This window comes from Nocardia cyriacigeorgica (assembly GCF_010868145.1).
In the GTDB taxonomy this organism is placed as follows: domain Bacteria; phylum Actinomycetota; class Actinomycetes; order Mycobacteriales; family Mycobacteriaceae; genus Nocardia; species Nocardia cyriacigeorgica_D.
Map to the genome: position 1 here is coordinate 84,216 of NZ_JAAGUY010000019.1, position 22,737 is coordinate 106,952.

Consider the following 22,737-nt stretch of genomic DNA (forward strand, 5'->3'; position numbering starts at 1 on the left):
CGTCGGCGGTCACCTGCCGCCCGTGCCGGGGTTCCCCTGTGCGATGTGCCGCCCCTCGGCACCACCATCCGGCCGCCATGCCTCGATGACGCCGGGGAGTCCGTCTTCCAGGACGAACGACGCACACGTGTCGATCGGCGCGCCAGGACGACGGATGTAGGGGACGACCCGGAAATCGCTGCGCCACAGCTGCTGATCGAGTTCGACGCGCACGTACCCGCGCTGCCCGTTATAGAACTTCATATCGGGATTGGCGTCCAGCAGCAGGCGCCCGCGGTGGGGCAGGTCGGCGCCGTCGCCGCCGGTGGTGATCGAGGTGCCGGTGAACTCGGCGGCCACCACTGGTGTGCTGGGATCGGCCGGGTCGCGGCGCAGGTCGGCGGCATAGTTCTCGTGCCGATCCCCGGTGATGACGACGAGATTGCGCACGCCGTGGTCCACCGCGTCGCCGAGCACCGCGGCGCGTTCGGCGACGTATCCGTCCCAGCCATCGGTTCCGACCGCCAGATCCGGGCCCGGGTCGTAATCGCTCTGGCTCATCGCCACCTGATTGCCGAGGACCTGCCACCGCGCGGGCGAGCCGGTGAAGCCGTCGACCAGCCAATCCCGTTGCGGCCGACCCAGAATGGTGCGGTCGGCGTTGGACCGTTCGGCGCAGCCGGTGACGAGGCTGCCGTCGCCGCATGCCTGTGGATCCCGGTACTGCCGGGTGTCGATCATGGTGAAATCGGCCAGATCTCCGAACCCGTAGCGACGGTGCAGGCGCATATCCGGCCCGGACGGCAGCTGCGCGATGCGGAGCGGCTGATGCTCGTAGAGCGCCTGGAAGGCGGCGGCACGGCGCCGGCGGAACAGCGCCGGAATGCGGTGGATGTCGAAGCCGAGCCCCGGTGCGTCGGCGGCCCAGTTGTTGTCGACCTCATGGTCGTCCATGGTGACCAGCCACGGAAATGCGGCATGCGCGGCCTGTAACGGTTGCTCGGATTTGGCCTGGGCGTACAGCAATCGGTAGCCCGACAGATCGAAGGCCTCATCGCGTAGTTGCGGTGGGATGGCCGCCCCCTCGCGCCCGAGCCGCCAGGACCTCTCGTAGATGTAGTCGCCCAGATGTACGACCAGGTCGAGGTCTTCCGCACTCATATGCTCATAGGCGGTGTAGTAGCCCGAACTCCACGACTGGCAGGACGCGAACGCGAACCGCATCCGGGAGACCGCCTGCCCGGCCGCGGGTGCCGTGCGTGTCCGTCCGATCGGTGAGATCGCCGATCCGGCACGGAACCGGTAGAAATACCAGCGGTCCGGGGCCAGCCCGTGCACCTCCGGGTGCACGCTGTGCCCCAGATCCCGCGAGGCTACCGCCGTACCGCGGGTGACCACGCGCCGGAACCACTCGTCCTCGGCGACCTCGTAATCGACGGTCACCGGGGCCAGCGGCATACCGCCGAGCCCGTCGGGGGCGAGCGGATCCGGTGCCAGCCGGGTCCACAGCACCACACCGTCCGGAGTCGGATCACCCGACGCCACACCCAGGGAGAACGGGTCGCCCAGCCAGCGCGGCGCCCGGAATCGGCCGCTGCTCGCCGCGGCCGCACCCGCCAACACCGTCGCGGTGCCCGCGGCGCCGACGCGCAACAGCTGCCGACGAGAGAGTTCCATGCCGTCCAGCATGCCCGCTTCCGGCGCCGTCGTGGAGCGAAGCGAGCGGTTACCTGCCGACGTCGGGCGATGGTGTGCCTATGACACCCTGCCTCGACGATGCGATCCCTGAGGCGCGTGGCTCGGCGCGAGGTGAGGCGCCCGCTCGATACGGGCATAGACCTGTCCGGCCGTCCGCTCTCCGGGACGGGCAGTGCGGTGCTGCGCAGGGCGGGGCTAGGTTCGCCTCTAGTGGGTAGCGTGCCTCGGCCATGGCCGAGCAGTCGATCAGGAGGACGAAGATGTCCGTTTCACCATCGCCGGAAACTCTCGATGTCGACCTGGCGCGACGCCTGGCCCGGCTGGAGGCCGTTGAGTCGATCAAGGCCCTCAAACACCGTTACTTCCGTGCGTGTGATGCCAAGGACCCGAAGGGTTTCCGGGATTGTTTCATCGCCTCCGGCTCCGCGCTCGACTACGGCGAACTCGGCGCCTTCGACGCAGACGGGATGGCCGCGGTCTTCGAGAAGATCGCGTTGCAGACAGTCGACGGTAAGCACGTGATCCTCGATATGCATCACGGCCTGCACCCCGACATCACCATCCATGACGACACCACCGCTTCCGGCAGCTGGACGCTGAAGTTCCGCCAGGTGAATCTCGTCGAGAACACCGAAACCGTCTCGACCGGCGAATACACCGACGAGTACGTGGTCGAGGACGGAGCATGGAAGATCGCCACCTGCCGATTCGACCGCCTCTGGTCGATCACCAGGCCGATCGACGAGTCCTGCCGCGTGACGCAGTAGCGGAGGCTCTCGCGCATCGCAGGCCGGCGCCACGCCGAGCATTGCCCGGCGTGGCGGGAGGTCCGGTGCATCAGCCGAGTGCGGCGATCGCAGCGCGGGTGGCATCGGCCAGGAGGGCGTTATCGGGTTCGGCGTCCTGTTCGGATTTGGTGGACATGACCGCGATGACGATCGGCGCTCGCCCTGGCGGCCAGGTCACCGCGACGTCGAGGGCCGAACCGTAGGCAGGGCTCCCGGTCTTGTCGGCGACCTTCCAGTCGCCGGGCAGCCCCGCGCGGATGCGGGTGTCACCGGTCGTATTGGCGACAAGCCACGAGGTCAGCTGCGCGCGTTCGGGTTCGGCGAGGGTGTCGCCGACGACGAGGGTGCGGTAGTCGGCGGCGAGCGCGGCCGGTGTGGTGGTATCACGCTCGTCACCGGGGATCGCGGTGTTCAGTTCGGTCTCCCACCGGTCAAGGCGGGAGATATTGTCGCCGATGGAGCGCAGGAACGCGGTGAAGCCCTCGGGGCCGCCGAGCAGTTTCAGCAGCTGGTTGCCCGCGGTGTTGTCGGAGACGGTGATCGCGGCGTCGCACAGCTCCGCGACCGTCATCCCTGTCTCGACCCGCGTTTCGGTCACCGGCGAATACTCGACGAGATCGCTGGCGGGGAAATGGATCACCTGATCGAAATAGCCCGTCGACAGCGGATGATCACGCAACAGTGCCCCACAGGCGAGGCCCTTGAAAGTGGAAGCCATGGGGAATCGCTCGCCCTCGCGGTGCGCGACGCTGCGCCCCGAGCCGGTGTCGACGGCGAAAACACCGAGCCGCGCATCGTACGTCGTTTCCAGCTCGGCGAACTGGGGTGTGGCGGCCACCGAGGTGGCCACGGATGCCGAGTCGGAAGCAGTGGCGCCGGAGTTCGAATCGCACGCCGTCGTGAGCGTCAGCGCGGACACCGCGAGCGCGGCGGCGAGCAGCCGCCTGTGGTGGACGGAAATGAGGGTGGCAGGTGAGAAGGTCACGGCGGCAGGACATCATCGAATCGACGTTCCAGGCCAATAGCGGGCACAAGCGCCCGCGAGTCGGGGTTGATATCGCCGCAGGTCGGAGCGGATATTCGAGCGTAGATACGGCCTGTTCCCGCGCGATGACATCGACCACGAACGAGCGACTGGTTCAATGACCGCCATGGACCTGATCCGCCATCTCCGCTTCTTCGTCGCCGTTGCCGACGAGGGACATTTCGGGAGGGCGGCGGCCGCCTTGGAGATGACCCAGCCGCCGTTGTCGCAGGGTCTGCGCCGCCTCGAACAGTTCCTCGGCGTCGAGCTGGTGCATCGCACTCCGCACGGAGCGGTCCTCACCTCGGCCGGACGGCAACTGCTGCCGCGCTCCCGGCTGCTGGTCGACGACGCCGAACAGCTTCTGGCCGAATCGCAGCGCATCGCCCACGCCCGCGGTGACGTGCACTGGGGTGTGGCGGCACCCGTGCCGGACACCGTGGTGACCGCATGTGTGACCGCGCTGCGCACCTCGGCAGGCCCCGGCGCCACGGTCTCCACGACAGTCGGCGCGACCACCGACATCCTCGGTGATCTCCGTGCCGGTCTGTGCGATGTCGCGGTGATAGAACATCCGGCCCTCGTCGACGGCGTCGAGGCGGGACCGGTGGTCAAGATCCCGCGCAGGCTGATGGTGCCGTCGGATCACCGCAGCGCCACCGTCGAACGCCCCACCTTCCGCATGCTCGCCGACCTGACGTTCGCGTATCCGCCGCGCGCGAGCAATCCGCCCGCCTTCGATACCGTGCTCGATCTGCTGCGCGAACGCGGGCTGGACGTGCCGGTCACGGCGGCCCGCGACGATCGCGCGGTCCTGGCCGCCGTCGCCTCCGGCACCAGCTTCGGGCTCACCGCGATGCCGCCGTCACCGACACTCGGCGTGGCCTGGCTGACCATGGCGCCGCAGGCGTTCGCGCTGCGGGTTCGGGTGGTACGGCGCGCGGACGCGCAGCCACACGCCGAGGCCCTGGACCGAGTGCTGTACCGGGAGCGGCTGCGATGAGAAGTAGCCGTCACAGCGATCTCATGGGCGCTCCCGAGCATCGCGGCGTCGCCGATCGGATCCGCGCCGTCTTCGCGGACGCGGGCTGCACCGGCTGGCTGCACGCCCGCCGCTGCGGGACGACGGCGGAGATCGCGGTCGACGGCCGGGACCGGGTGGTCACCGCGTCGGTGTACAAACTGGTGCTGTTCGTCGCGTTCTGCCGCCGGATCGACGACGGGCTGATCGATCCCGGCGCCCGGATCACCGTGCACCCCGCCGACTGCACACCGGGCCCGACAGGCATCGCCGCCCTGCACGATCCGGTGACCATGAGCCACCGCGACCTGGCCACCTCCATGATGACGGTCTCCGACAACGCGGCCGCCGACATCCTGCTCGGCGAGATCGGTCTCGGCGCTGTCGAGGAACTGCTGGCCGAACTCGGCCTCACCGAAACCCGGATCGTCGGCGGCACCGCCGACGTCCACCGCAGCCTGGTGCGCGATACCGACACCCACACCACCGCGGAGGCCTTCGCGGCGTTGGCCGATAACGACGAGGCCTGGTCGGTCTCGGCCTACGACCCCTCCTACGCGAGTGCGACGACCCCGGAGGACATGACCCGCTTGCTCCAGCTCGTCTGGGGCGGCGGCGTGCTCTCGCCCGAACAGACCGGGTTCGTGCGCGCGGTCATGCGCAAGCAGGTGTGGCCGCATCGCATCGCCTCGGCCTTCCCGCATCGTGGCGTCTTCGTCGCGGGCAAGACCGGCACCATCGGCGTGATCCGCAATGAGGTGGCGGTGGTGGAGTTTCCCGGCGAGTATCCAATAGCGGTCGCGGTGTTCACCCGTGCGGCGCGCGCCGACCCACAGCTCGCTGTCGTCGACGCTGCCATCGCCGAGGCCGCGCGGATCGCCGTCACCGAGCTGCGACACCCGCTCACGCAGGACTGACAGGGTCGGCACCTGCGCCGACGCGCAGATCCGAGATTCGATAAACAGGTATTACTAAACCCTGTTCACTCGGTCGGTGATTGTGGTCTAATCGGAGTGGAACCTGTTCTACACAACGCTGTGAGGTCTGCACCGGAGCAGGCCGCAAGGAGGTACTCGTGGCCGCACCGTCCATCCCCGCCGGGTTCGATTTCACCGATCCCGACCTGTACGCCCAGCGCTTGCCGATCGAGGAATTCGCCGAGCTGCGCCGGGTCGCGCCGGTGTGGTGGTGCCCGCAGGGCAAGGGCCGCAGCGGCTTCGACGACGGCGGCTACTGGGTGGTCACCAAGCTCGACGACATCAAGGAGATCTCGAAGAGCCCCGAGCTGTTCTCCTCGGAGGAGAACACCGCGATCATCCGCTTCAACGGCGATATCGCCCGCAACGAGATCGAAATGTTGCGCATGCTCATGCTCAACATGGATCCGCCGAACCACACCAAGATGCGCCGCATCGTGTCCAAGGGCTTCACCCCGCGCGCGGTCAACAGCCTGCGCGAGGCCCTCACCGAACGCGCCGAACGCATCGTGTACGAGGCCAAGAAGGAAGGCCGCGGCGATTTCGTCCAGCAGGTCGCCTGCGAGCTGCCGTTGCAGGCCATTGCCGAGCTGATCGGCGTTCCGCAGGAAGATCGCGGCAAGATCTTCGACTGGACCAACCAGATGATCTCCTATGACGACCCGGACTTCGAGGGCGACCACAAGATGGCGACCGCGGAGGTCATGGGTTACGCCTGGAACCTGGCCGAGGAAAAGCGCAAGTGCCCGATGGACGACATCGTGACCACGCTTCTCGACGCCGACCTCGACGGTGAGGCGCTCGGCTCCGACGAATTCGCTTGGTTCGTGATCCTGCTCGCGGTGGCAGGCAACGAGACCACCCGCAATGCCATCACGCACGGCATGAAGGCTTTCGTCGACAACCCTGACCAGTGGGAGCTGTACAAGGAGCAGCGTCCGCGCACCGCGCCCGACGAGATCGTCCGCTGGGCCACTCCGGTCACCGCCTTCCAGCGCACCGCGACGGCCGACACCGAACTCGGTGGTCAGCAGATCAAGAAGGGCCAGCGCGTCGGCATGTTCTACAGCGCGGCCAACTTCGATCCGGAGTCGTTCGAGGATCCGTTCGAGTTCAATGTCCTGCGCAATCCCAACCCGCATGTCGGCTTCGGCGGCACCGGTACCCACTTCTGCGTTGGCGCCAACCTGGCCCGGCTCGAGATCGACCTGATGTTCAACGCCATCGCCGACGCGATGCCGAACCTGCGCGAGCTCTCGGAGCCGGTGCGGCTGCGTTCGGGCTGGCTCAACGGCATCAAGCGCTGGGAAGTCGCCTACGAGTGAACATCACCGTCGAGTGAACGATGAGCGGCATCGCCCGGCCGGGCGATGCCGCTCTGGTGTGTGTCCCCGGCGGCACGCCGGACCAGATCTGATGTGAGGGGCGACGGCTCTGCGCGAGCACTACTGTCACGGGGGAACGGTCCGGCAGAGGACTGGACCTGTGTGGAGGTGGAACCCGTTATGTTGTCGACAGCGTGGTCACGCGAGATGGGCCTGCGGGTCCCGATCGTGAACGCCCCGATGGGCGGCGTGGCCGGGGGCAGGCTGGCCGCCGCTGTCACCGCAGCCGGTGGTCTCGGCATGATCGGCATGGGCAGCGCGGGCTCGGCGGCGCGGCTGTCCGCCGAACTGGAGCAGCTCGGGCCGAATCCGGGACCGTTCGGCATCGGGATGATCTCCTGGGGCGTCGCGCGCGAACCGGCGTTGTTCGACACCGCGCTGGCGGCGCGACCCACCCTCGTCTCGGTCAGCTTCACCACCGACCTGTCCTGGGTCGAGCCGGTGCATCAGGCGGGGATCCTGGCAGCCACCCAGGTCTACGACCGTGAGCAGGCCCGGCGCGCGGAGGCTGCGGGCGTGGATGTGATCGTGGCAAGGGGAGCCGAGGGTGGTGGTCATGGTGAACCGACACTGGCGACTCTGCCGTTGCTCGAGATCGTCTGCGACGCCGTCGATGTGCCGGTACTGGCGGCCGGCGGTATCGCGACCGGACATGCGTTGGCCGCCGTGCTCGGCGCGGGGGCCGCAGGCGCCTGGCTCGGTACCCGCCTGGCAGTGTGCCCGGAAGCCCTCACCACCGAGCACGCGCGGGCCGCACTGCTGCGCGCCGACGCCACGGACACCATCACCACCCGCGTTTTCGACATCGGCCAGGGTCTGCCGTGGCCTGCCCGTTATCCGGCGCGAGTCCTGCGCAACGACTTCACCGACCGGTGGGACGGCGCCGAGGACTCCCTCGCAACCGACGAACGTGCGCGCGACGAACTCGCCGCCGCGGTCGCCGCCGACGATCCGCGGCTGGCACCTGTCGACGCGGGCCAAGGTATCGGCCTGGTGACCAGCAGTCAGCCGGTCGCCGAGGTATTCGATGACATATGCACCGCCGCCGCACGGTATCTCACCGCCCGATCCACGATCGCCGAACCCGACGTCACCCACGGTTGATCATCGACGACTCAGGACGGTGTGCGGGCAGTAGGTAGTGCCGCTGCTTCACCCGGTGTAGCGGCGCAGCCAATCCAGGGTCAGTTCGCGGCCGAGCTGTGCGCCGGTGGTGAGGACCGCCGCGTCGTAGGCGTGCTCGACGAACGGGACCTCCACATAGCGGCGCGGTATTCCGGCTGCGGCGAGGTCATCGGCGAAATCCGCGGTGTGCGAAGCGAACACGAGGTGGTCGGCGCCGCTCTGGATCAGCAATGTCGGCGGTGATCGCGGACTCAGCTGCGGTGCGGAATCAGTGGCGGCGTAGCGCTCGGGGTATTCGGCGGGACTGCCGCCCAGATACTTTCGCCCGACGTCGGCGCCGCCTGCCGAATCGTTTTCGGAGGCGGTGAGATCGACGGCGGGATAGATGCCGACCACGGCCCGCACGCGCGGCAGGTCGGCGATGTCGCCGCAGGTCGGCTTCAGCGCGTCGGCATTGATCTTATTGGCGACATTGATCGCGAGGTTGCCCCCTGCCGAACCACCGAAGGTCGCGACTCGACCCATATCCCAGCCGTATTCGTCTGCATGCGCGGTGGCCCAGGTCATGGCGCAGGCGACATCGGCGTCCTCGGTGTCCCACCGATGGACGGTGGCGTCGGAGAGTCGGTAGTCGACATCGAGGACCGCATATCCCTGATCGGCGAGCCAGCGGGTGTACGGGGTGGGGCCGCGGCTGCCCGCGCTGAATCCGCCACCGTGGATGCTCACCACCAACGGAACGGGCCCGTCGTTGTCGGGGAGATAGAGGTCGGCCTTCATATGTTGGCCATCGATCGTGGCGTAGGTGACGGTGCGGTCGGGTTGACCACCGACCGCCGCGAGCGGCACCGCGGGCGCGAACAGCACCCACCGGCCGGTGTGCTGATGCATGGAGTACACCAGCGCCGCACTGGTGACGATGGTCAGTGCCAATCCGGCGCCGGTGATTCCGGCGACCGTGCAGGTCAGCCGCCGCGGACGCCCACATCGGAAGGCGAACACCGCGAGCGCCACCGAGATGATCCCGAGCACCAGATTCCACGAGCCCATCGAGTCCCGCAGCGACCCGAGGATCAACATGGCCGTCTGTACCGGGAAGATCTGCAACAGCGGACTCGTCCAGCCCACCGGCACCACCGCGAACAGTTGCGCCACCAGCAGATACAGCCCGAGCAGTGCGGCCAGCACCAGTGCCACCGAACGCGGCAACGGCCACCGTCGCCGATCTGTATCGGGTTCGCGTGCTTCGGACTGCTGTACGAGTTCATCGCTCACCGCGGCTCTCCCTCCTCGACGACGCGGCCAACGGTACCGGCCGGCCGCCTGCGGCAGTGCTGCGATCAGAACCCCATGGCCGCCAGTCGCGGGAGCTCACCGGTCCGGCACCCTTCGATCACGAACGACTCGTGCTCCACCAACGGCGTCGGCAACTTCTCGATCGGCCACCACCGCAGGTCTGCCGCCTTATCCGGTTCCATGAGCCGCGGTTCACCGGACCAGATGCGGCATTCGAGGAAGAAGTCCACCCGATGGTCGATGTCCTTGGCACCGTCACCGTAACGGCGGTGAAGGACGGTGAGCGGCAACAGATCCGACGCTTCGACATCGACGCCGAGTTCCTCGGCCGCCTCCCGGGCCCCCGCGGTGAACACCGATTCGCCGAGCTCGACATGTCCGGCCGCGGCATGCGCCCAGAACCCATCCATGAATCCTGTGTTCTGCCGCAGCTGCAGCAGCACTTCCTCATCGTCGCCGGCATTGCGGCGAAACAGCACGTAGACGGCGGGCACCAGTCGGAATCGCTCGGTCACCTGTGCAGGGTAACGAAATCCGGTCCCGGCCAACGGCGGACCGGCGTTCACGTGCTCGATGCCCGCAGATGCTCCAACACCGCGAGCACTCGCCGGTGATCGTCGGCCTCGGGGTGCAGCCCGAGCTTCAGGAAGATCGCCCGGACATGCGCCTCGATGGTGCGTTCGCCCAGGAACAGCGCGGCGCCGATGGCTTTATTGGATCGCCCCTCGGCCATCAGTGCGAGTACTTCGCGTTCCCGCTCCGACAGTTCGTCGACCGCACGTTGCTGTCGATGCGGGCGCGCCACCATGCGGCTGACCACGCTGGGGTCGATGGCGCATCCGCCGTCGGCGACACGGCGTAGGTCACCGACGAATTCGTCGATATCGGAAACCCGGTCCTTGAGCAGGTACCCCAAGCCGGCGGTGCCTGCCGCGATGAGGCTGGACACGTGCTCGGTTTCGACGTATTGGGACAACAGCAGCACGGCGGTGTCCGGGTACTCGCTGCGGATCGTCATCGCTGCGTCGATGCCCTCGGTGGTGTGGGTCGGTGGCATGCGGATATCGACCACCGCCACCGTGGGCCGGTACGCGCCAACCATCCGCAGCAGCGTCTCCGCGTCACCGGCTTCACCAACCACGTCGATACCCTCATCGCGCAGCAGCCGGGTGATCCCGCCCCGCAGCAGGGCCGAATCGTCGGCGAGTACGACCCGCAGCGAATTGTTGGGCCGCACGGCTGATGCCTGCACCGAGTCGAGCCGAGTCGCCACGGCGTCGGCGGTAGCGGCCTCCGGCACCGTGCTCGGCTCGATATCGAGCGCCTCGGCCGCAGCGGCGGTGAATGCCCGGCAGGTCGGATACCGGTCCTCGGGTGTTTTCGCGAGAGCCCTTGCCACTACCGAGTCCAGGCGCGCCGGGATTCCGGGCCGGTCCCGGCTGGGACGGGGGATCGGACCGTGACTGTGTGCCTGCCACAACTGCGCGAGACTGCGCCCCGGATAAGGCGGGCGGCCGACGAGCAGCGCGTAGAACGTGCACCCGAGCGCATAGATATCGCAGCGATCATCGACCTCGCTGCCTCCGAACTGTTCCGGCGCCGCGTATTCCAGGCTGGCGACGAACATACCGGTGCGGGTGAGCCCGGTGGCCTCGTCCAGGGCTTTGGCAATGCCGAAATCGGCGAGCAGGACCCGTTCGGGTTCGTCCGGACTCGGCGGTGGACCGAGCAGGATGTTGGCGGGTTTCACATCGCGATGCAGCACACCGCAGTGGTGCGCGTGATCGAGGGCGCGCCCGATCTCGCTGACGATGTGCAGTGCCCGCCCCGGCCGTACCGCGCCATTACGCACCAGGTCAGCGGCCGTTGTGCCGGGCACATACTGCATGGAGATCCACAACCGGTCGTCCACGTGCCCACGGTCGTAGACGGCCACGATATTGGGATGCTCGAGCCGGGCGGCGTGGTCGGCTTCCAGTTCGAACCGGGCGCGCACGGATTCGTCGGCGCCGGGACCTGTGTGCAGGACCTTCAGCGCGACCTGGCGTGGCAGATGTGGATGCCCGGCGAGGTATACCGCCCCCATGCCGCCGGAACCGAGCAGCCCTTCGATGCGGTATCCCGCGAAGAGGCTGCCGGTCGTCAACTGCCCGCTGTTCATCGCCAACCACCATCCTTCGCGGCGGCCCACCCCCATTCAACTACGTGCACGCAGGTCGGGGAACCATCTGCCGGTGTCGGTACGGACTAGGTATCAGGAAGCCGCCGCGTCGGGGGTGAAGGGCAGCACGGCGGTGAGCCGGGTGCCGCCGCCGACCGGGCTGTCGACGGTGAGGGTGCCACCGAGCGCCGCAATGCGATCGCTGAGCCCACTCAGCCCGCCGCCAGGGGTGATAACGGCACCACCGATGCCGTCGTCGGCGATCTCGAGTGACAGTGCGTCACCGTCGCAATGCAGCTCGATGGCGACCAGGCCGGCCCCCGCGTACTTACAACTGTTGGCCACTGCCTCGGCAGCGATGAAATAGGCCGCGAGCTCGATTCCGGCCGGTGGCCTCGTCCGGAGACCGTCGTGGATTTCGACCGGCAGCGGTGCCCGCTCGGCCAGCGAGTTGAGCGCGGCGGCGATCCCGCGGTCGGCCAGGACCGGCGGGTAGACCCCACGGGCGAGTTCGCGCAGCTCGATCAGCGCGGTGGCCAGTTCGGTAGCGCCGTCGGACAGCAGCGCGCGCAGGCGTTCCCCGTCGGGTGCGCGCTGGGCGCGGCGCAGCAGCAGCTCGGCCGCCACCAGACGTTGTTGCGCGCCGTCGTGCAGATCGCGTTCCAGGCGCCGCCGCTGGGTGTCGCCCGCGGTCACGATCCGTTCCCGCGATCTGCGCACTTCGACGAGCTGTGCGCGTAGTTCCTGCTGTAATCGTGCGTGTTCGAGCGCCAAGCCCGCGGCGCCGCGCACCGCGTCCAGCAGTTCCGGCTGCGACCGCAAGGTCTCGTCGTAGACGAGAGCGCCGAGCGGCACACCGTCACGCTCCAGTACGGTCGCAGCGCGCGGGCCGCTTCCGGAGGGCAAGGTCTGCGTGCCGCCGTCCTCATCGACGTACACGCCACGTTCGGGTTCGTAGGTCCACAGCACGAGGGTGGGGTCGTGCAGGGCGCGGCGGAGCGCACCGACGAAACTCTCCTCGACCGGAGCGTTCCCGATTTCCACCATCGCGTCGCTGATCGCGGCTTTGGCCAGGCGATAGCGGACCAGGCCCCAGACGACCGCGATCGGCAGCAGCGCCGTGGTCGGATACCGCAGGTCGCGCAGGCTGTGGACCCATCCTTCCTGGGAATCCGGGAATTCGGCGGCCGCGACCAGTATCCAGATGGTGAGCGCCGCCGACAGCAGACATGCCAAGGCCAGGGGCGTGAATCCCGCGCGGAACGCAGGCGACCCTGTCCGCCAGCGATAGCCGATGACGCCGAGCAGGGTCGCGCCCATGACCAGCGCGATCGCGCCCGCACCGATCTGAATCGCCTCGGCCAGCGCGGGAATATCACGGATGAGCAGCAGATTGACCGAGGTCGATGGGTAAGTGCTTTCCGAGAGCCGCGGATCGAAGAACAACCATTCGCAGGCGACCCCGACCGTCGCGAGCAGCCACGCGCCGCCGACGAACCAGCGCTCCCACCTGTAGCGCAGCCGCCCGGACGGGAATCCGAGCACCATGTGGATGAGAACCGGCAGATACAGATTGGTCAGCAGGGCACCGGCGGTGAACAGCGCCGGATCACTGGAACGGCGGATGCCGCCGGAAAGCCACAACAGCCCGGCCACCGCGATCAACGCCCCGGCCTGCACGTCCGGCCGAGCTCGCCAGGCCAGTGTCCCCGAGATGACGAACGACAGCCCGGCGCACAGGAACAACACCAGCTCCACCACGCCGAACACCGGCGGATTCGGTCCCTGTGCGGCCACGAAGGATTCCCGCGGGCCGAGCAACAGCGCCCGCGCCGGATCGTGGACCGCCGACTCGGACCAGTCCACCGCCAACACCACGGCCGCCACCAGTGCCAGGGTGGCCACGACCATCGTTACGAGCGCTCGACGACTCATCGCCTGTCCTTCGATCAACCCGTCGACATCCAGCTTTGTCCACCCGCGGCCGTCGCACCACCGTGCTCGCACCGAAACCTCGGTTCCGCTGTGCCGGGACACGCGGAACCGGGCTGTCGGCGAGGGTGCGCGAAGATAGGTCGGTGACCACCGAGAACGACCGGCCGGGCCCACCCGTGACCAGTGCCTCCATCCTCGTGCTCACCCTCGCGCGGCGGGTGGAGACCGAACTGAATGCCGCGCTCGCGCCGCTGGACCTCACCGTCGGCAGGCTCGGGCTGCTCGGGCATATCGCGGGTGTGCCCGGTGCGTCGTTCAGCGAGCTGGCGCGCATGTCGAGTATCAGCGTGCAAAGCGTGCACACCGCGGTGAAGACGCTGGTGAGCGCCGGTCTGGTACGTGACCGTACGGCGCGCGCGGGGTCGGCGTCGACGATCGAACTCACCGCCAAGGGCACACGCCTACTCGGGGATGCGCGTAAGGCGGTGTCGGCGGTGGACGAGCAGCTGTTCGGCCCGGACGCGGACCCTGTTCAGCGAAAAGTGGGTGCCGCCATCGTCGCGGTGTTCACCGAGGCGTTCGTCTCCGAGTAATCGGCCCGCGTGAGCTGTATCACCAGTGCTTCAGTTGAGTTGAAGGTTGTCGCTAGGCTTCCTTCAAACTGAAGGATGTCCGCCGCCCGCGGATTCTGGCGATGCTGGCAGGGATTTACGACGTGCTCTGGACTGTGGTGGTGGTCCTCATGATTGTGCGGCCCACCTGATCGTCGTCCAGTAACGGAGCGGTCGGTGTCATCGATGGCCGTTTTCCGTAACTACGAGTTTCACTCGTGGCGAATTGCGCCGCGAGGAGTTTTGCGCTGCGGTTCATCTCGTCGGCGACGATCGGCATGATCACCGAATAGTCGGCGTCGGCGCGGGCCGGTCCGGTATAGCGGGTTTCCAGTGTGACCACCGTCGGTGAGTTCCGCGCTTCCGCAAGGGAAATCGAGTAGCTGAAATGGTTGCCGGTGAGACCGACGCCACTGAGCTCGAGTCGTTCGAACGGGATGACTTCGGTGACGGTGAGGTCGAGTTCATGGATGATGCTGGTGATCGTCACTTGGGCGCGGAGGGTGGCGCCGAGTGTGAATGTTTCCGGCACCGTGCCGATCCAGAAATCATGATTCGGCACCCACTTTGCCAGCTGATCCGGGCGCGAAATCAGCGCCCACACTTTCTCTTTCGGTGCATTCACCGCGCAGGAAGCGCTACTGCGGGCCAGGGCCACTACGGTTGCCTCTCCATCGACTGGGGTTGAAGGTTACATCATCGGCACATGGTGGGCGGCCGGACGCGCCAAACCGGCCGGTGGAATATGAACTGCTGGAGGAAAATTCACTCTCGGCTGAATGCGATTGTCGAATGCAAGAACGTTTGTGTCGTGCATTTGCAATTGACGTCCACGATGCGGTGATTCCGCTGTGGGTGCGGCCGTCGATCGATTCGCCTGTCGTGGGCGGTCGCGGCGGCGGTCATTCAGCCGCGATATGCCGCGAGGCAAATGTCACAACAAGGTAACGGTCGACGCGTACGGGCCGACATCCTGGACAACTCACGTGGTGGTCGATCCGACGGCGTCGGGGCCGGGATGCGATGGCCGCGTGATGGTCATGTCTCGTCGAGAAAGGTTCCTTGATGCGGTTGCGCCGCCCCGGCCCCCGGCCCGAATCGTCCCGCACCGGCATCGGCCGGGCTCTGCTCGCGTCGCTGGTCGCCCTCATCATGGCGGTCGGTGCGGCCGTCATGGGTGCGCCGAGCGCCCCGGCCGCGTTCAATCCGGATGGCTTCGATTTCTGGGTCGACTCCAGCATGGGGCCGATCAAGTCGCGTGTGTTCCGCGCCGCCGATGGCAACACCGACCGCGTGGTCTACGCGCTGGACGGCATGCGTGCCCGCGAGGACCTCAACGGCTGGGAAATCGAGACCGAGGTGGCCAGAGAGCTGACGAAGTCGAACATCAACGTCGTCATGCCGGTCGGCGGGCAGTCCAGCTTCTATATCGACTGGAACGCACCCTCCACCTTTGCCGGGATTCCGCCAGGTGCGGCAGGCTCTTCCAGCGGTTCCGGTGGCTTGAACGTCTTCTCCGGCGGCCCGGGCAAGGACTACACCTACCGGTGGGAGACCTTCCTGACTCAGGAACTGCGCTATTCGCTGCGTGACCGCCTCGGCTTCAACCCGAACCGCAATGGCGTCTTCGGGCTGTCGATGGGCGGCAGCGCGGCGCTCACCCTGGCCGCCTACCATCCTGACCAGTTCAGCTTCGCAGGCTCCTTCTCCGGCTACTTGAACATCTCCGCACCGGGCATGCGTGAGGCGATCCGCGTCGCGATGATCGACGCCGGTGGCTACAACGTCGACTCCATGGCCGCGCCCTGGGATCCCAAATGGCTGCGGATGGATCCGTTCGTGTTCGCGCCGCGGCTGATCGGCAACAACACCCGCCTGTGGGTTTCCGCTGCGAGCGGCTTGCCGACCGCCGCCGACGCCCCGAGCTTCGGCACCCTGAACGGCATGGCGTTGGAAGCGCTCGCGCTGGTCAATACCCGTGCCTTCCAGGTCCGCATGGCCACCCTCGGTGCGAACAACGCGACGTTCGATTTCCCGGCGTTCGGCATCCATGCCTGGAACAACTGGCAGGACCAGGTCATCCGCATGCTCCCGGCCCTGTCGTCGTCCATCGGCTGAGGCCACGCGGCGAACCGCCTCTCGAACCGGCGAAGTGATCACACGATCGCTTCGCCGGTTGCGTGTATCAGGGGCTGCGACCTGGCGGAATATGGCTCCGTGGGCATGCGCTCTGCTCGCATGGAAGAAACGAGCAGCGAATATGGTTAAAAGTTGAACCAGTTCGATTCGACAGCGAGTAGCACGGTCCGCGCCCCCGAACCGGGGGAGCGGCAGAGAATGGAGACGCTATGCCTGCTGTAACGGCCGATACGCTGACCCTGCCCCGGATCGCGCCCGCCGCGCCCGAAACCACCGAGCGTCCTGTGCGTTCGGTGACCACCGGCCCGCGCGGCTACGAGGGCGAAGGGTTCCCGGTGGTCCGGGCGTTCGCCGGAGTGTCGACGGCCGACCTCGATCCGTTCATCCATATGGATCAGATGGGTGAGGTCGACTACGAACCCGGTGAACCGAAGGGCACCGACTGGCATCCACACCGCGGTTTCGAGACCGTCACCTACATGATCGATGGCCGCTTCCAGCATCAGGACTCCCATGGCGGCGGCGGCATGATCGAGAACGGCGCCACCCAGTGGATGACGGCAGGGTCGGGGGTTCTGCATATCGAGACGCCGCCCGCCGAACTGGTGGACTCCGGTGGTCTGTTCCACGGCTTGCAGCTGTGGGTGAACCTGCCTGCCAAGGACAAGTTCCTTGCGCCGAAGTACCAGAGCCTCGAGGGTGGACAGGCCGGGCTACTGGCCTCCGCGGACGGCGGTGCGCTGGTCCGGGTGATCGCGGGCTCGATCGACGGCCACGACGGCCCGGGGTCGACACATACCCCCATCACCTTCGCGCACGCGACGATCGCCCCCGGTGCACAGCTGTCCGCGCCGTGGCAACCCGACTACAACGCCCTGGTCTACATCCTGTCAGGCCGCGGCACGGTCGGCGCCGAAGCGAGGCCGGTCGAGCAGGGGCAGCTGGTGGTGTTCGGGAAGGGCGACCGGATCACGGTGGCCGCCGACACCACGCAGGATTCGAATCGTCCGGCGCTCGAGGTCCTGCTGCTCGGTGGTAGGCCGATTCGGGAACCGGTCGCACATTACGGGCCGTTCGTGATGAACACCCGTGCCGAACTGGTCCAGGCCATCGAGGACTTCCAGTCCGGCCGGCTCGGCGTCGTTCCGGAGAACGCGCTCATGCCACACCGTCCACGCTGAGGCGAGTTCAGGCCCATTCAGTGGAGGCGTCCCACATGGCGTACTCGATCGAATGCCGGGACAGTGCCGTCGCGCAGCAGCCGGGCAAGGGCGGGTTCGGCCAGGTGCAGCCGCCCGATCGCGGCGAGATCGAATTCGCCGTCATCCAGGCGGCGCAGCAGACCGTCGAGATCGGCGGGCTCGGGGCGGCCGGGATCACGCAGCGATGTGCTCAGGCCGATGCTGCCGACCGCCATACTCACCGCACCGGTCAATTTCTTGGCCCAGCCGGCCAAGGTCAGGTCGCTGCCCTCGAAGGCGGGGTCGTGGAAGCGGCGGGCGCTGGCGTCGAGCACGTCTACTCCCGCGTCGACCAGGGCGTTCAACACCAGCGACAGCTCATCGGGTGTGTCGGCGAACCGTGCACCGTAGTCCTGCTGCTTGTGCTGGGAGAAGCGGTAGAAGATGGGCGGGCGCGGGCCGATTTCGCTGCGGATGGCGCGGACGACCTCGACGGGAAAGTTGGTGCGCCGATGCAGGTCTCCACCCCAATGGTCATCGCGCACGTTGGTCGACTTCCAGAGGAACGAGTCGAGTAGGTATCCGTGACCGGCGTGGATGGCGATGCCGTCGAAGCCGACCGCTATGGCATTGCGCGCCGAACGCACGTACGCGGCGATCACCTCCTCGATATCGCCCTCGGTCATCGCGCGGGTGGGGATGCTCGCCTTCGCGATGTAGTCCGCTGGATAGACGGTGCGCCCAGGCTCGCCCCACAACCCTGACGGGCGCATCGGGACCACTTCTGGATCGATCGCACCCATCGCACCCCACAGCGGTCCCACATGCCAGAGTTGCGGGATGATCCGCCCGCCCGCGGCATGGACCGCGTCGACGACGCCACGCCAGCCCGTCAGCGCCGCATCACCGTGCAGCCGAGGCACTTTCGCACTGTCCACCGCGCTCGGGTGGTCGATAGCGACACCCTCGGTGACGATCAGCCCGGTCCCGCCCTCTGCACGTCGGCGATAGTAGGCAGCGACATCCGCACCCGGCACCCCGCCCGGAGAATGCTCACGCGTCATGGGCGACATGACCACTCGGTTCGGCAAGGCCAGCGAGCGGATACCGATCGGGGTGAACAACGGCGTCACAGCGGCCGCAAGTAGTCGAAGAATCCGGGGGTCTTGTCCTCACGCAGCCGGGTCAGCGTGCGGTAACTGATCAACCAGCGCCCTCCCACCTTGCGATATTCCTCGTGATAGTGCCCGTAACCGTGCAGATGCTCCTCGCGGTCACCATTGCGCCACCAGAGTTTGTCCTCCATGGCCCAGATTCCGGTGGCGGTGGTATCGCTGGTCAACTCGATTTCCGGGGTGTGGCCGTGGTGGACGGTGGTCACCGTGGTCACACCGTCCAGCAGAGTGCGGATCGCCTCGGCGAGCCGGTGGTTCCCGACGATCCGGTTCCGGGCGCCATCGGTCTGTGGCTGCTTGTCGTCGGGCAGGCCGCCCCACGTCTCGGAGACAACGTCGTCGGTGTGTAGAAGGGGATACAGCTCCCACTGCTTGGTATCCATACAGCGCAGCCGTGCGGCGAAGGTGCGTTTGATGTCCTCGATCGCCAGCAGTTGCTCGGCGGCGGTCGATAGTGTCCCGTGCGTCATGGTTCAACGCTGTCAGCGCTGGTGAGGGGCCCGCAAACGCGGATTCCGGTGAGCGGACGCGGGCGCGGGCAGCGGGTCGGATGACAGGTCGAGATAGTGGGCGATCGCCGCGGCGGTCAGCCGGACGGGAGCGGCATTCGGGAGGTCGAACCGGACCTGGGTACGCGGCCCGCTGATGGAGAGCCCGATCTGTGTGCCGCGGTAGGTGCCGATCCTGGCTCCGATGCAGCCGAGTCCGCTGGTGCACACACCGAATGCGATGCCTGCCGGGCGATCGGCGGCCGCCCGGTGCGCCGGTGCGGTCAGCGCCTTGCCGATCGTCGACGCGGCCGCCGGAATACGTGACCCGACCTGCGTGTGCAGCGTCGGAGCCGTCCGGCCGCCGACTTTGTCCAGGTAGACGACCTCGCCGCCGTCGAGTACGCCGAGATGGACGATGTGTCCGGTCACCCGGTGCAGTTCGCTCAGCAGCGGCCCAACCACCCTGTCGAATCCGTTCTGGTAGGCGGCGAGTATGCCGAGCTCGGCAAGACGATCACCCAGCTCGTACTGGTGACCGCGGCGGCGCAGCCAGCCCATCCGCACCAACTGCTCGAGCATGCGCAGCGTGCTGGTGCGTGGGATGCCGGTGTGGCGGACGATATCGGTGAGCGTCGCGCGGGGTGTGTCGCGGAAACTGTCGATGACCAGTGACAGCCGGTCGAGCGTCGAGGACGGAACGGCGGTGTTCGGTGTGTCGGAGACCGGCATGCTCACCCCTCGGGCGTGGGCGGCCGGTACGCGCAGCCGGCCGACGGTGTAACGGGTTCCAGTCAGTGAAGCACGGGGCGTGCCGGTTGTAGGCCGCCGGTCCCGCTGTGCGGGCAAATGCGCCTGCCTGCGGCGATTCCGCTGTTCGGATGCGGGTGTTGCCTGTCGGCCCGCTGCACCGGCAAGGTCCGGAGGAAAGTAGGAAGGAGCGAGAGCCGATGACCCCACCCGAGGATGCCGTCGAACAGCGCTTGGCGCGGTTGGAGCAGCGTATGCGGTTGCTCGAAGACCACAACGAGATCATGCGGCTGCTCTACACCTACGGCCCCGCCGTCGACAGTGGCCTGGCGGACGTGGTGTCCGAATTGTGGACCGAGGACGGGGTCTACGACGTCGACACCGGCCGCATGGACGGGCGCACTGCCATCGCCGCGATGGTCCGTAGCGACGGGCACCAAGGCTTCATCCACCGGGGTTGCGGCCATGTCATGAGCCCGGCCCGGATCACCGTCGACGGCGATACCGCGATCGCTGTCTGCCATACGCAGTTGATTCTGCGTGATTCGGAGGGGTCCGGATATCGCGTCAGCCGCGTCACCGCCAACCGCTGGGAGTTGACCCGAACCGCCGAAGGATGGCGAGTCATCACTCGCACGAGTCGCATTCTCGACGGGCACGAAGCGGGGCGGGGGATTCTCGCGAGTGGGTTGTCCGAAGCGGCACAGTAGGGCGCGGTCGCAAGCGGGCGGCGGTCCCGCCGAATCCCGCGGATGACGGCGGTGGGTACGTCCGTTGGCGCTCACGCTGGCTCGCGTGCGCCGAGGGCGAGCATGGGCGCGGCATACAGATCGTCGCCGGCCAGGACAGCGACCTCGGAAGGGATCCTGCTCATGAGGCCCGTGGTGCCGAGCGCGACGATCCCGGTCGCGCCATCGTCGAGGACTTGGTGGGCGTGATGTTCCAGCGCCTCCGGCGCGAGTTCACCATCAGCGGTGAACGGCGTGATCAGAGGAACGACAAGTCCGGCAGGGTCATGGGAACGCCACGCTGGAGCGCGCGGCGGCCGACCTGACCATCGCAGGCGCACACCTCACCGGAACCTTGCGCATCGGTGCCTTTCACACGATACCGATCCGTTACTCGCGGAGCCGATCTACCTCGCCGCATCCACCGACGATCCGCTTGCCGCCCATCACGCGTCCCCGTGGATCACGGGCACGTCCGGCACCCTCTGTCACACGATGACAATCCGGGTCTGTGAAGCGGTGGGTTTCACGCCGCGAATCCGCTACCACGTCGATGACTTCAGCGCCGTACTTGCCCTCGTGGCCGCCGGCCGCGGCATCGCCTTGGTACCCGAACTAGGTGCCCTCGACCCGCCTGAGGGCGTGGTGCTGACCTCGCTACCGACTCGACGGCGCACCAGGTTGGCCTACCGCAGCTGCACCCGGGCCCATCCCGCTATCAGCGCCGCGCGAAATGCACTGCATGACTGTGCCGCAAAGCATTTCCCACAGTGCTTGCCGTAGGCGAGTCCTCGCGACCGCCGGGCGCGGGTGTCCATGGCCACCCCGTCGCACCCGGCGTCCTCGGCCTCAGTCGCGAGTTCCGCTGGCGCGCGCGGGTTCTGCCGACTCACCGAAGGGCGGGAGGCGTAGCCCCAGCGCACACTCATCGGCACCGCGTAGGTAGCGAGCGGCAGGGTCGGCGGTAGTTCGCGCGCTCATTTCATGAGCCCAGATCGGTGATTTTGCGTTGCAGGATGGCGCGTTCCTGGTCGTTGCCGCACAGCCGGACAGCCAGCTCCAGCTGCGCGTGAGCCTCCTCGCGGCGGCCGAGGCGTAGGAGGAGTTCCCCACGCACGCTGGGCAATAGGTGGGAATTCGAGAATTCGTCGGTGGCCGCCAGGCCGTCGACGATCGGCAATGCGGCTGCGGGCCCGTCGACCATAGAGACGGCAACAGCTCGGTTCAATTCCACCACCGGCGACGGTGCGAGCCGGCCGAGCGCCTCGTACAGCAACACGATTCGCTCCCACCGGGTCTCCTCGACCGAGGGGGCGACGGCATGACATTCGGCTATCGCGGCCTGCAATCCGTAGGCGCCGAGGCCGCGGCCGAGTTGTTCGGTGCGGGCCAGCGCCGCCCGGCCCCGCGTGATCGCGGAACGGTCCCAGCGGCGCCGGTCCTGCTGCTCGAGTAGGACCGGATGTCCCTGCGCGTCGGTGCGCGCGGGAAAGCGCGCCGCGGTCAGTTCGAGCAACGCGAGCAGGCTGTGCACCTCGGGTTCGTCGGGTACCAGCCGGGTCAGCACCCGCGCCAGCCGCAGCGCCTCCGCCGCGAGATCCAGGCGCATCAAGGCGGATCCGGAACTGGCAGAGGATCCTTCGGTGAAGATCACGTAGATCACGCTCAGCACCGAACCGAGGCGCTCGGAGCGTTCGCCGGCCGCCGGTACCTCGAACGGGACCCTGGCCGCGGCAAGGGTCTTCTTCGCCCTGGTGATCCTCGCCTGCACGGTGGCGGTCGGCACGAGGAACGCCCGCGCGATCTCGTCGCTGGTCACACCGGCCACGACCCGCAGGGTGAGCGCGATCCGCGCCTCTCGTGCCAGGACCGGATGGCAGGAGACGAACATCAGCGCGAGCAGGTCGTCGTCGATCTGATCCGGGTCCCACAGCACATCCTCGGCTTCGCGCACCGGATCGGCGGACGGGCCACCCGCGACAACACCGCCCTCGCCCAGATCGTGGGCGAGGACGGCGTATTTGTCGTCACGGACGGCGCGGCGGCGGAACGCATCGATCGCGCGCCGCTTACCGACGGTGAGCAACCAGCCCGCGGGTTGGCGGGGTACGCCCTCCCGCGGCCAGCTCACCAATGCTTCGGCCATGGCCTCCTGCGCGAGGTCCTCGGCCAACGCGAAATCGCCGGTGTAGCGTGCGAGCGCACCGACGATCCGCGCGGATTCGATGCGCCAGACCGCGGCGACGGCGTCACGGCCGGTCGGGTCGGTCATCGGC

22 protein-coding genes are annotated in these 22,737 nt (G+C 67.6%); 10 read left to right on the forward strand and 12 right to left on the reverse strand.

The window, feature by feature from the left end; genetic code table 11:
- Positions 1 to 9: 9 nt before the first annotated feature.
- Entirely contained in the window at positions 10 to 1,656 is a 1,647-nt protein-coding gene (locus GV792_RS20650; RefSeq protein ID WP_175584598.1) for an alkaline phosphatase D family protein, read from the reverse strand.
- Positions 1,657 to 1,937: 281 nt separating this feature from the next.
- Here GV792_RS20650 and GV792_RS20655 point away from each other — a divergent pair, with 281 nt between their 5' ends.
- Positions 1,938 to 2,444 carry a nuclear transport factor 2 family protein gene (locus tag GV792_RS20655; protein ID WP_163825927.1) on the forward strand — a complete coding sequence of 169 codons (507 nt, stop codon included), beginning with the start codon at positions 1,938 to 1,940 and terminating at the stop codon, positions 2,442 to 2,444.
- A 70-nt stretch (positions 2,445 to 2,514) separates the two neighbouring features.
- On the opposite strand, the gene bla is transcribed toward GV792_RS20655, so the two are convergent.
- Positions 2,515 to 3,384, reverse strand: a complete 870-nt coding sequence (gene bla / locus GV792_RS20660; protein WP_309139138.1) for a class A beta-lactamase — start codon at positions 3,382 to 3,384, stop codon at positions 2,515 to 2,517.
- Between the two features lie 223 nt (positions 3,385 to 3,607).
- On the opposite strand from bla, the gene GV792_RS20665 reads away from it, so the two are divergent.
- The 4 genes from GV792_RS20665 (at position 3,608) to GV792_RS20680 (ending at position 7,976) form a co-directional block, all read left to right on the forward strand.
- Complete coding sequence (locus tag GV792_RS20665) at positions 3,608 to 4,492, forward strand: LysR family transcriptional regulator (RefSeq protein WP_175583171.1); 885 nt, start codon at positions 3,608 to 3,610, stop codon at positions 4,490 to 4,492.
- Entirely contained in the window at positions 4,489 to 5,427 is a 939-nt protein-coding gene (locus GV792_RS20670) for a serine hydrolase (protein WP_256671675.1), read from the forward strand. The genes GV792_RS20665 and GV792_RS20670 overlap by 4 nt, the downstream gene beginning before the upstream one ends.
- Positions 5,428 to 5,585: 158 nt before the next feature.
- A complete protein-coding gene (locus GV792_RS20675) occupies positions 5,586 to 6,812 on the forward strand; it encodes a cytochrome P450 (protein WP_163825928.1) in 1,227 nt (408 codons plus the stop codon).
- 168 nt (positions 6,813 to 6,980) lie between these two features.
- Positions 6,981 to 7,976 carry an NAD(P)H-dependent flavin oxidoreductase gene (locus tag GV792_RS20680; protein ID WP_375154362.1) on the forward strand — a complete coding sequence of 332 codons (996 nt, stop codon included), beginning with the start codon at positions 6,981 to 6,983 and terminating at the stop codon, positions 7,974 to 7,976.
- Between the two features lie 48 nt (positions 7,977 to 8,024).
- Here GV792_RS20680 and GV792_RS29770 read toward each other — a convergent pair whose 3' ends face one another.
- From GV792_RS29770 to GV792_RS20700, 4 genes are all read right to left on the reverse strand, one after another.
- Positions 8,025 to 9,272: an alpha/beta hydrolase gene (locus GV792_RS29770; RefSeq protein WP_163825930.1), complete on the reverse strand. Its 1,248-nt coding sequence runs from the start codon at positions 9,270 to 9,272 to the stop codon at positions 8,025 to 8,027.
- A gap of 65 nt (positions 9,273 to 9,337) precedes the next feature.
- Positions 9,338 to 9,808, reverse strand: coding sequence for an NUDIX hydrolase (locus GV792_RS20690; RefSeq protein WP_163825931.1), 471 nt, complete (start codon positions 9,806 to 9,808; stop codon positions 9,338 to 9,340).
- A 47-nt stretch (positions 9,809 to 9,855) separates the two neighbouring features.
- Positions 9,856 to 11,454 (reverse strand): protein kinase domain-containing protein, encoded by a 1,599-nt coding sequence (locus tag GV792_RS20695; protein ID WP_256673859.1) that lies wholly within the window; start codon positions 11,452 to 11,454, stop codon positions 9,856 to 9,858.
- A 93-nt stretch (positions 11,455 to 11,547) separates the two neighbouring features.
- Positions 11,548 to 13,389 (reverse strand): sensor histidine kinase, encoded by a 1,842-nt coding sequence (locus GV792_RS20700; protein WP_163825933.1) that lies wholly within the window; start codon positions 13,387 to 13,389, stop codon positions 11,548 to 11,550.
- 143 nt (positions 13,390 to 13,532) lie between these two features.
- Here GV792_RS20700 and GV792_RS20705 point away from each other — a divergent pair, with 143 nt between their 5' ends.
- On the forward strand, positions 13,533 to 13,982 hold the full coding sequence (locus tag GV792_RS20705) for a MarR family winged helix-turn-helix transcriptional regulator (RefSeq protein ID WP_163825934.1): 450 nt from the start codon (positions 13,533 to 13,535) through the stop codon (positions 13,980 to 13,982).
- Between the two features lie 115 nt (positions 13,983 to 14,097).
- On the opposite strand, the gene GV792_RS20710 is transcribed toward GV792_RS20705, so the two are convergent.
- Positions 14,098 to 14,658 carry an SRPBCC family protein gene (locus tag GV792_RS20710; protein ID WP_309138666.1) on the reverse strand — a complete coding sequence of 187 codons (561 nt, stop codon included), beginning with the start codon at positions 14,656 to 14,658 and terminating at the stop codon, positions 14,098 to 14,100.
- A gap of 407 nt (positions 14,659 to 15,065) precedes the next feature.
- Between GV792_RS20710 and GV792_RS20715 the strand changes: the two genes are divergently transcribed.
- Positions 15,066 to 16,118, forward strand: coding sequence for an alpha/beta hydrolase (locus GV792_RS20715; RefSeq protein ID WP_163825936.1), 1,053 nt, complete (start codon positions 15,066 to 15,068; stop codon positions 16,116 to 16,118).
- A 230-nt stretch (positions 16,119 to 16,348) separates the two neighbouring features.
- On the forward strand, positions 16,349 to 17,320 hold the full coding sequence (locus GV792_RS20720; protein WP_163825937.1) for a pirin family protein: 972 nt from the start codon (positions 16,349 to 16,351) through the stop codon (positions 17,318 to 17,320).
- A gap of 17 nt (positions 17,321 to 17,337) precedes the next feature.
- Here the strand turns inward: GV792_RS20720 and GV792_RS20725 are convergent, their stop codons facing one another.
- From GV792_RS20725 to GV792_RS20735, 3 genes are read right to left on the reverse strand one after another with little or no spacing between them, the layout of a single operon-like run.
- Positions 17,338 to 18,453, reverse strand: coding sequence for an NADH:flavin oxidoreductase (locus tag GV792_RS20725; protein ID WP_163825938.1), 1,116 nt, complete (start codon positions 18,451 to 18,453; stop codon positions 17,338 to 17,340).
- Positions 18,450 to 18,965, reverse strand: coding sequence for a nuclear transport factor 2 family protein (locus GV792_RS20730; RefSeq protein WP_163825939.1), 516 nt, complete (start codon positions 18,963 to 18,965; stop codon positions 18,450 to 18,452). Before GV792_RS20730 ends, GV792_RS20725 begins: the two co-directional genes overlap by 4 nt.
- A 12-nt stretch (positions 18,966 to 18,977) precedes the next feature.
- Complete coding sequence (locus GV792_RS20735) at positions 18,978 to 19,715, reverse strand: IclR family transcriptional regulator (RefSeq protein WP_163825940.1); 738 nt, start codon at positions 19,713 to 19,715, stop codon at positions 18,978 to 18,980.
- 218 nt (positions 19,716 to 19,933) lie between these two features.
- Here GV792_RS20735 and GV792_RS20740 point away from each other — a divergent pair, with 218 nt between their 5' ends.
- A complete protein-coding gene (locus GV792_RS20740) occupies positions 19,934 to 20,443 on the forward strand; it encodes a nuclear transport factor 2 family protein (protein ID WP_163825941.1) in 510 nt (169 codons plus the stop codon).
- A 71-nt stretch (positions 20,444 to 20,514) separates the two neighbouring features.
- Here GV792_RS20740 and GV792_RS30385 read toward each other — a convergent pair whose 3' ends face one another.
- Positions 20,515 to 20,802 carry a dihydrodipicolinate synthase family protein gene (locus GV792_RS30385; RefSeq protein ID WP_375154470.1) on the reverse strand — a complete coding sequence of 96 codons (288 nt, stop codon included), beginning with the start codon at positions 20,800 to 20,802 and terminating at the stop codon, positions 20,515 to 20,517.
- Between GV792_RS30385 and GV792_RS20750 the strand changes: the two genes are divergently transcribed.
- Entirely contained in the window at positions 20,717 to 21,244 is a 528-nt protein-coding gene (locus GV792_RS20750) for a LysR substrate-binding domain-containing protein (protein ID WP_309139136.1), read from the forward strand. The two genes, GV792_RS30385 and GV792_RS20750, sit on opposite strands and share 86 nt — an antisense overlap.
- Positions 21,245 to 21,443: 199 nt before the next feature.
- On the opposite strand, the gene GV792_RS20755 is transcribed toward GV792_RS20750, so the two are convergent.
- Positions 21,444 to 22,733: an RNA polymerase sigma factor gene (locus GV792_RS20755; RefSeq protein ID WP_163825943.1), complete on the reverse strand. Its 1,290-nt coding sequence runs from the start codon at positions 22,731 to 22,733 to the stop codon at positions 21,444 to 21,446.
- Positions 22,734 to 22,737: the final 4 nt, after the last annotated feature.

What these genes read in the sequence shown, in the direction of transcription:
- GV792_RS20650 (WP_175584598.1), bottom strand. Translation starts at nt 1,656, where the DNA reads ATGGAACTCTCTCGTCGGCAGCTGTTGCGCGTCGGCGCCGCGGGCACC.
- GV792_RS20655 (WP_163825927.1), top strand. Translation starts at nt 1,938, where the DNA reads ATGTCCGTTTCACCATCGCCGGAAACTCTCGATGTCGACCTGGCGCGA.
- GV792_RS20665 (WP_175583171.1), top strand. Translation starts at nt 3,608, where the DNA reads ATGACCGCCATGGACCTGATCCGCCATCTCCGCTTCTTCGTCGCCGTT.
- GV792_RS20670 (WP_256671675.1), top strand. Translation starts at nt 4,489, where the DNA reads ATGAGAAGTAGCCGTCACAGCGATCTCATGGGCGCTCCCGAGCATCGC.
- GV792_RS20695 (WP_256673859.1), bottom strand. Translation starts at nt 11,454, where the DNA reads ATGAACAGCGGGCAGTTGACGACCGGCAGCCTCTTCGCGGGATACCGC.
- GV792_RS20700 (WP_163825933.1), bottom strand. Translation starts at nt 13,389, where the DNA reads ATGAGTCGTCGAGCGCTCGTAACGATGGTCGTGGCCACCCTGGCACTG.
- GV792_RS20715 (WP_163825936.1), top strand. Translation starts at nt 15,066, where the DNA reads ATGCGGTTGCGCCGCCCCGGCCCCCGGCCCGAATCGTCCCGCACCGGC.
- GV792_RS20720 (WP_163825937.1), top strand. Translation starts at nt 16,349, where the DNA reads ATGCCTGCTGTAACGGCCGATACGCTGACCCTGCCCCGGATCGCGCCC.
- GV792_RS20730 (WP_163825939.1), bottom strand. Translation starts at nt 18,965, where the DNA reads ATGACGCACGGGACACTATCGACCGCCGCCGAGCAACTGCTGGCGATC.
- GV792_RS20735 (WP_163825940.1), bottom strand. Translation starts at nt 19,715, where the DNA reads ATGCCGGTCTCCGACACACCGAACACCGCCGTTCCGTCCTCGACGCTC.
- GV792_RS20740 (WP_163825941.1), top strand. Translation starts at nt 19,934, where the DNA reads ATGACCCCACCCGAGGATGCCGTCGAACAGCGCTTGGCGCGGTTGGAG.
- GV792_RS20755 (WP_163825943.1), bottom strand. Translation starts at nt 22,733, where the DNA reads ATGACCGACCCGACCGGCCGTGACGCCGTCGCCGCGGTCTGGCGCATC.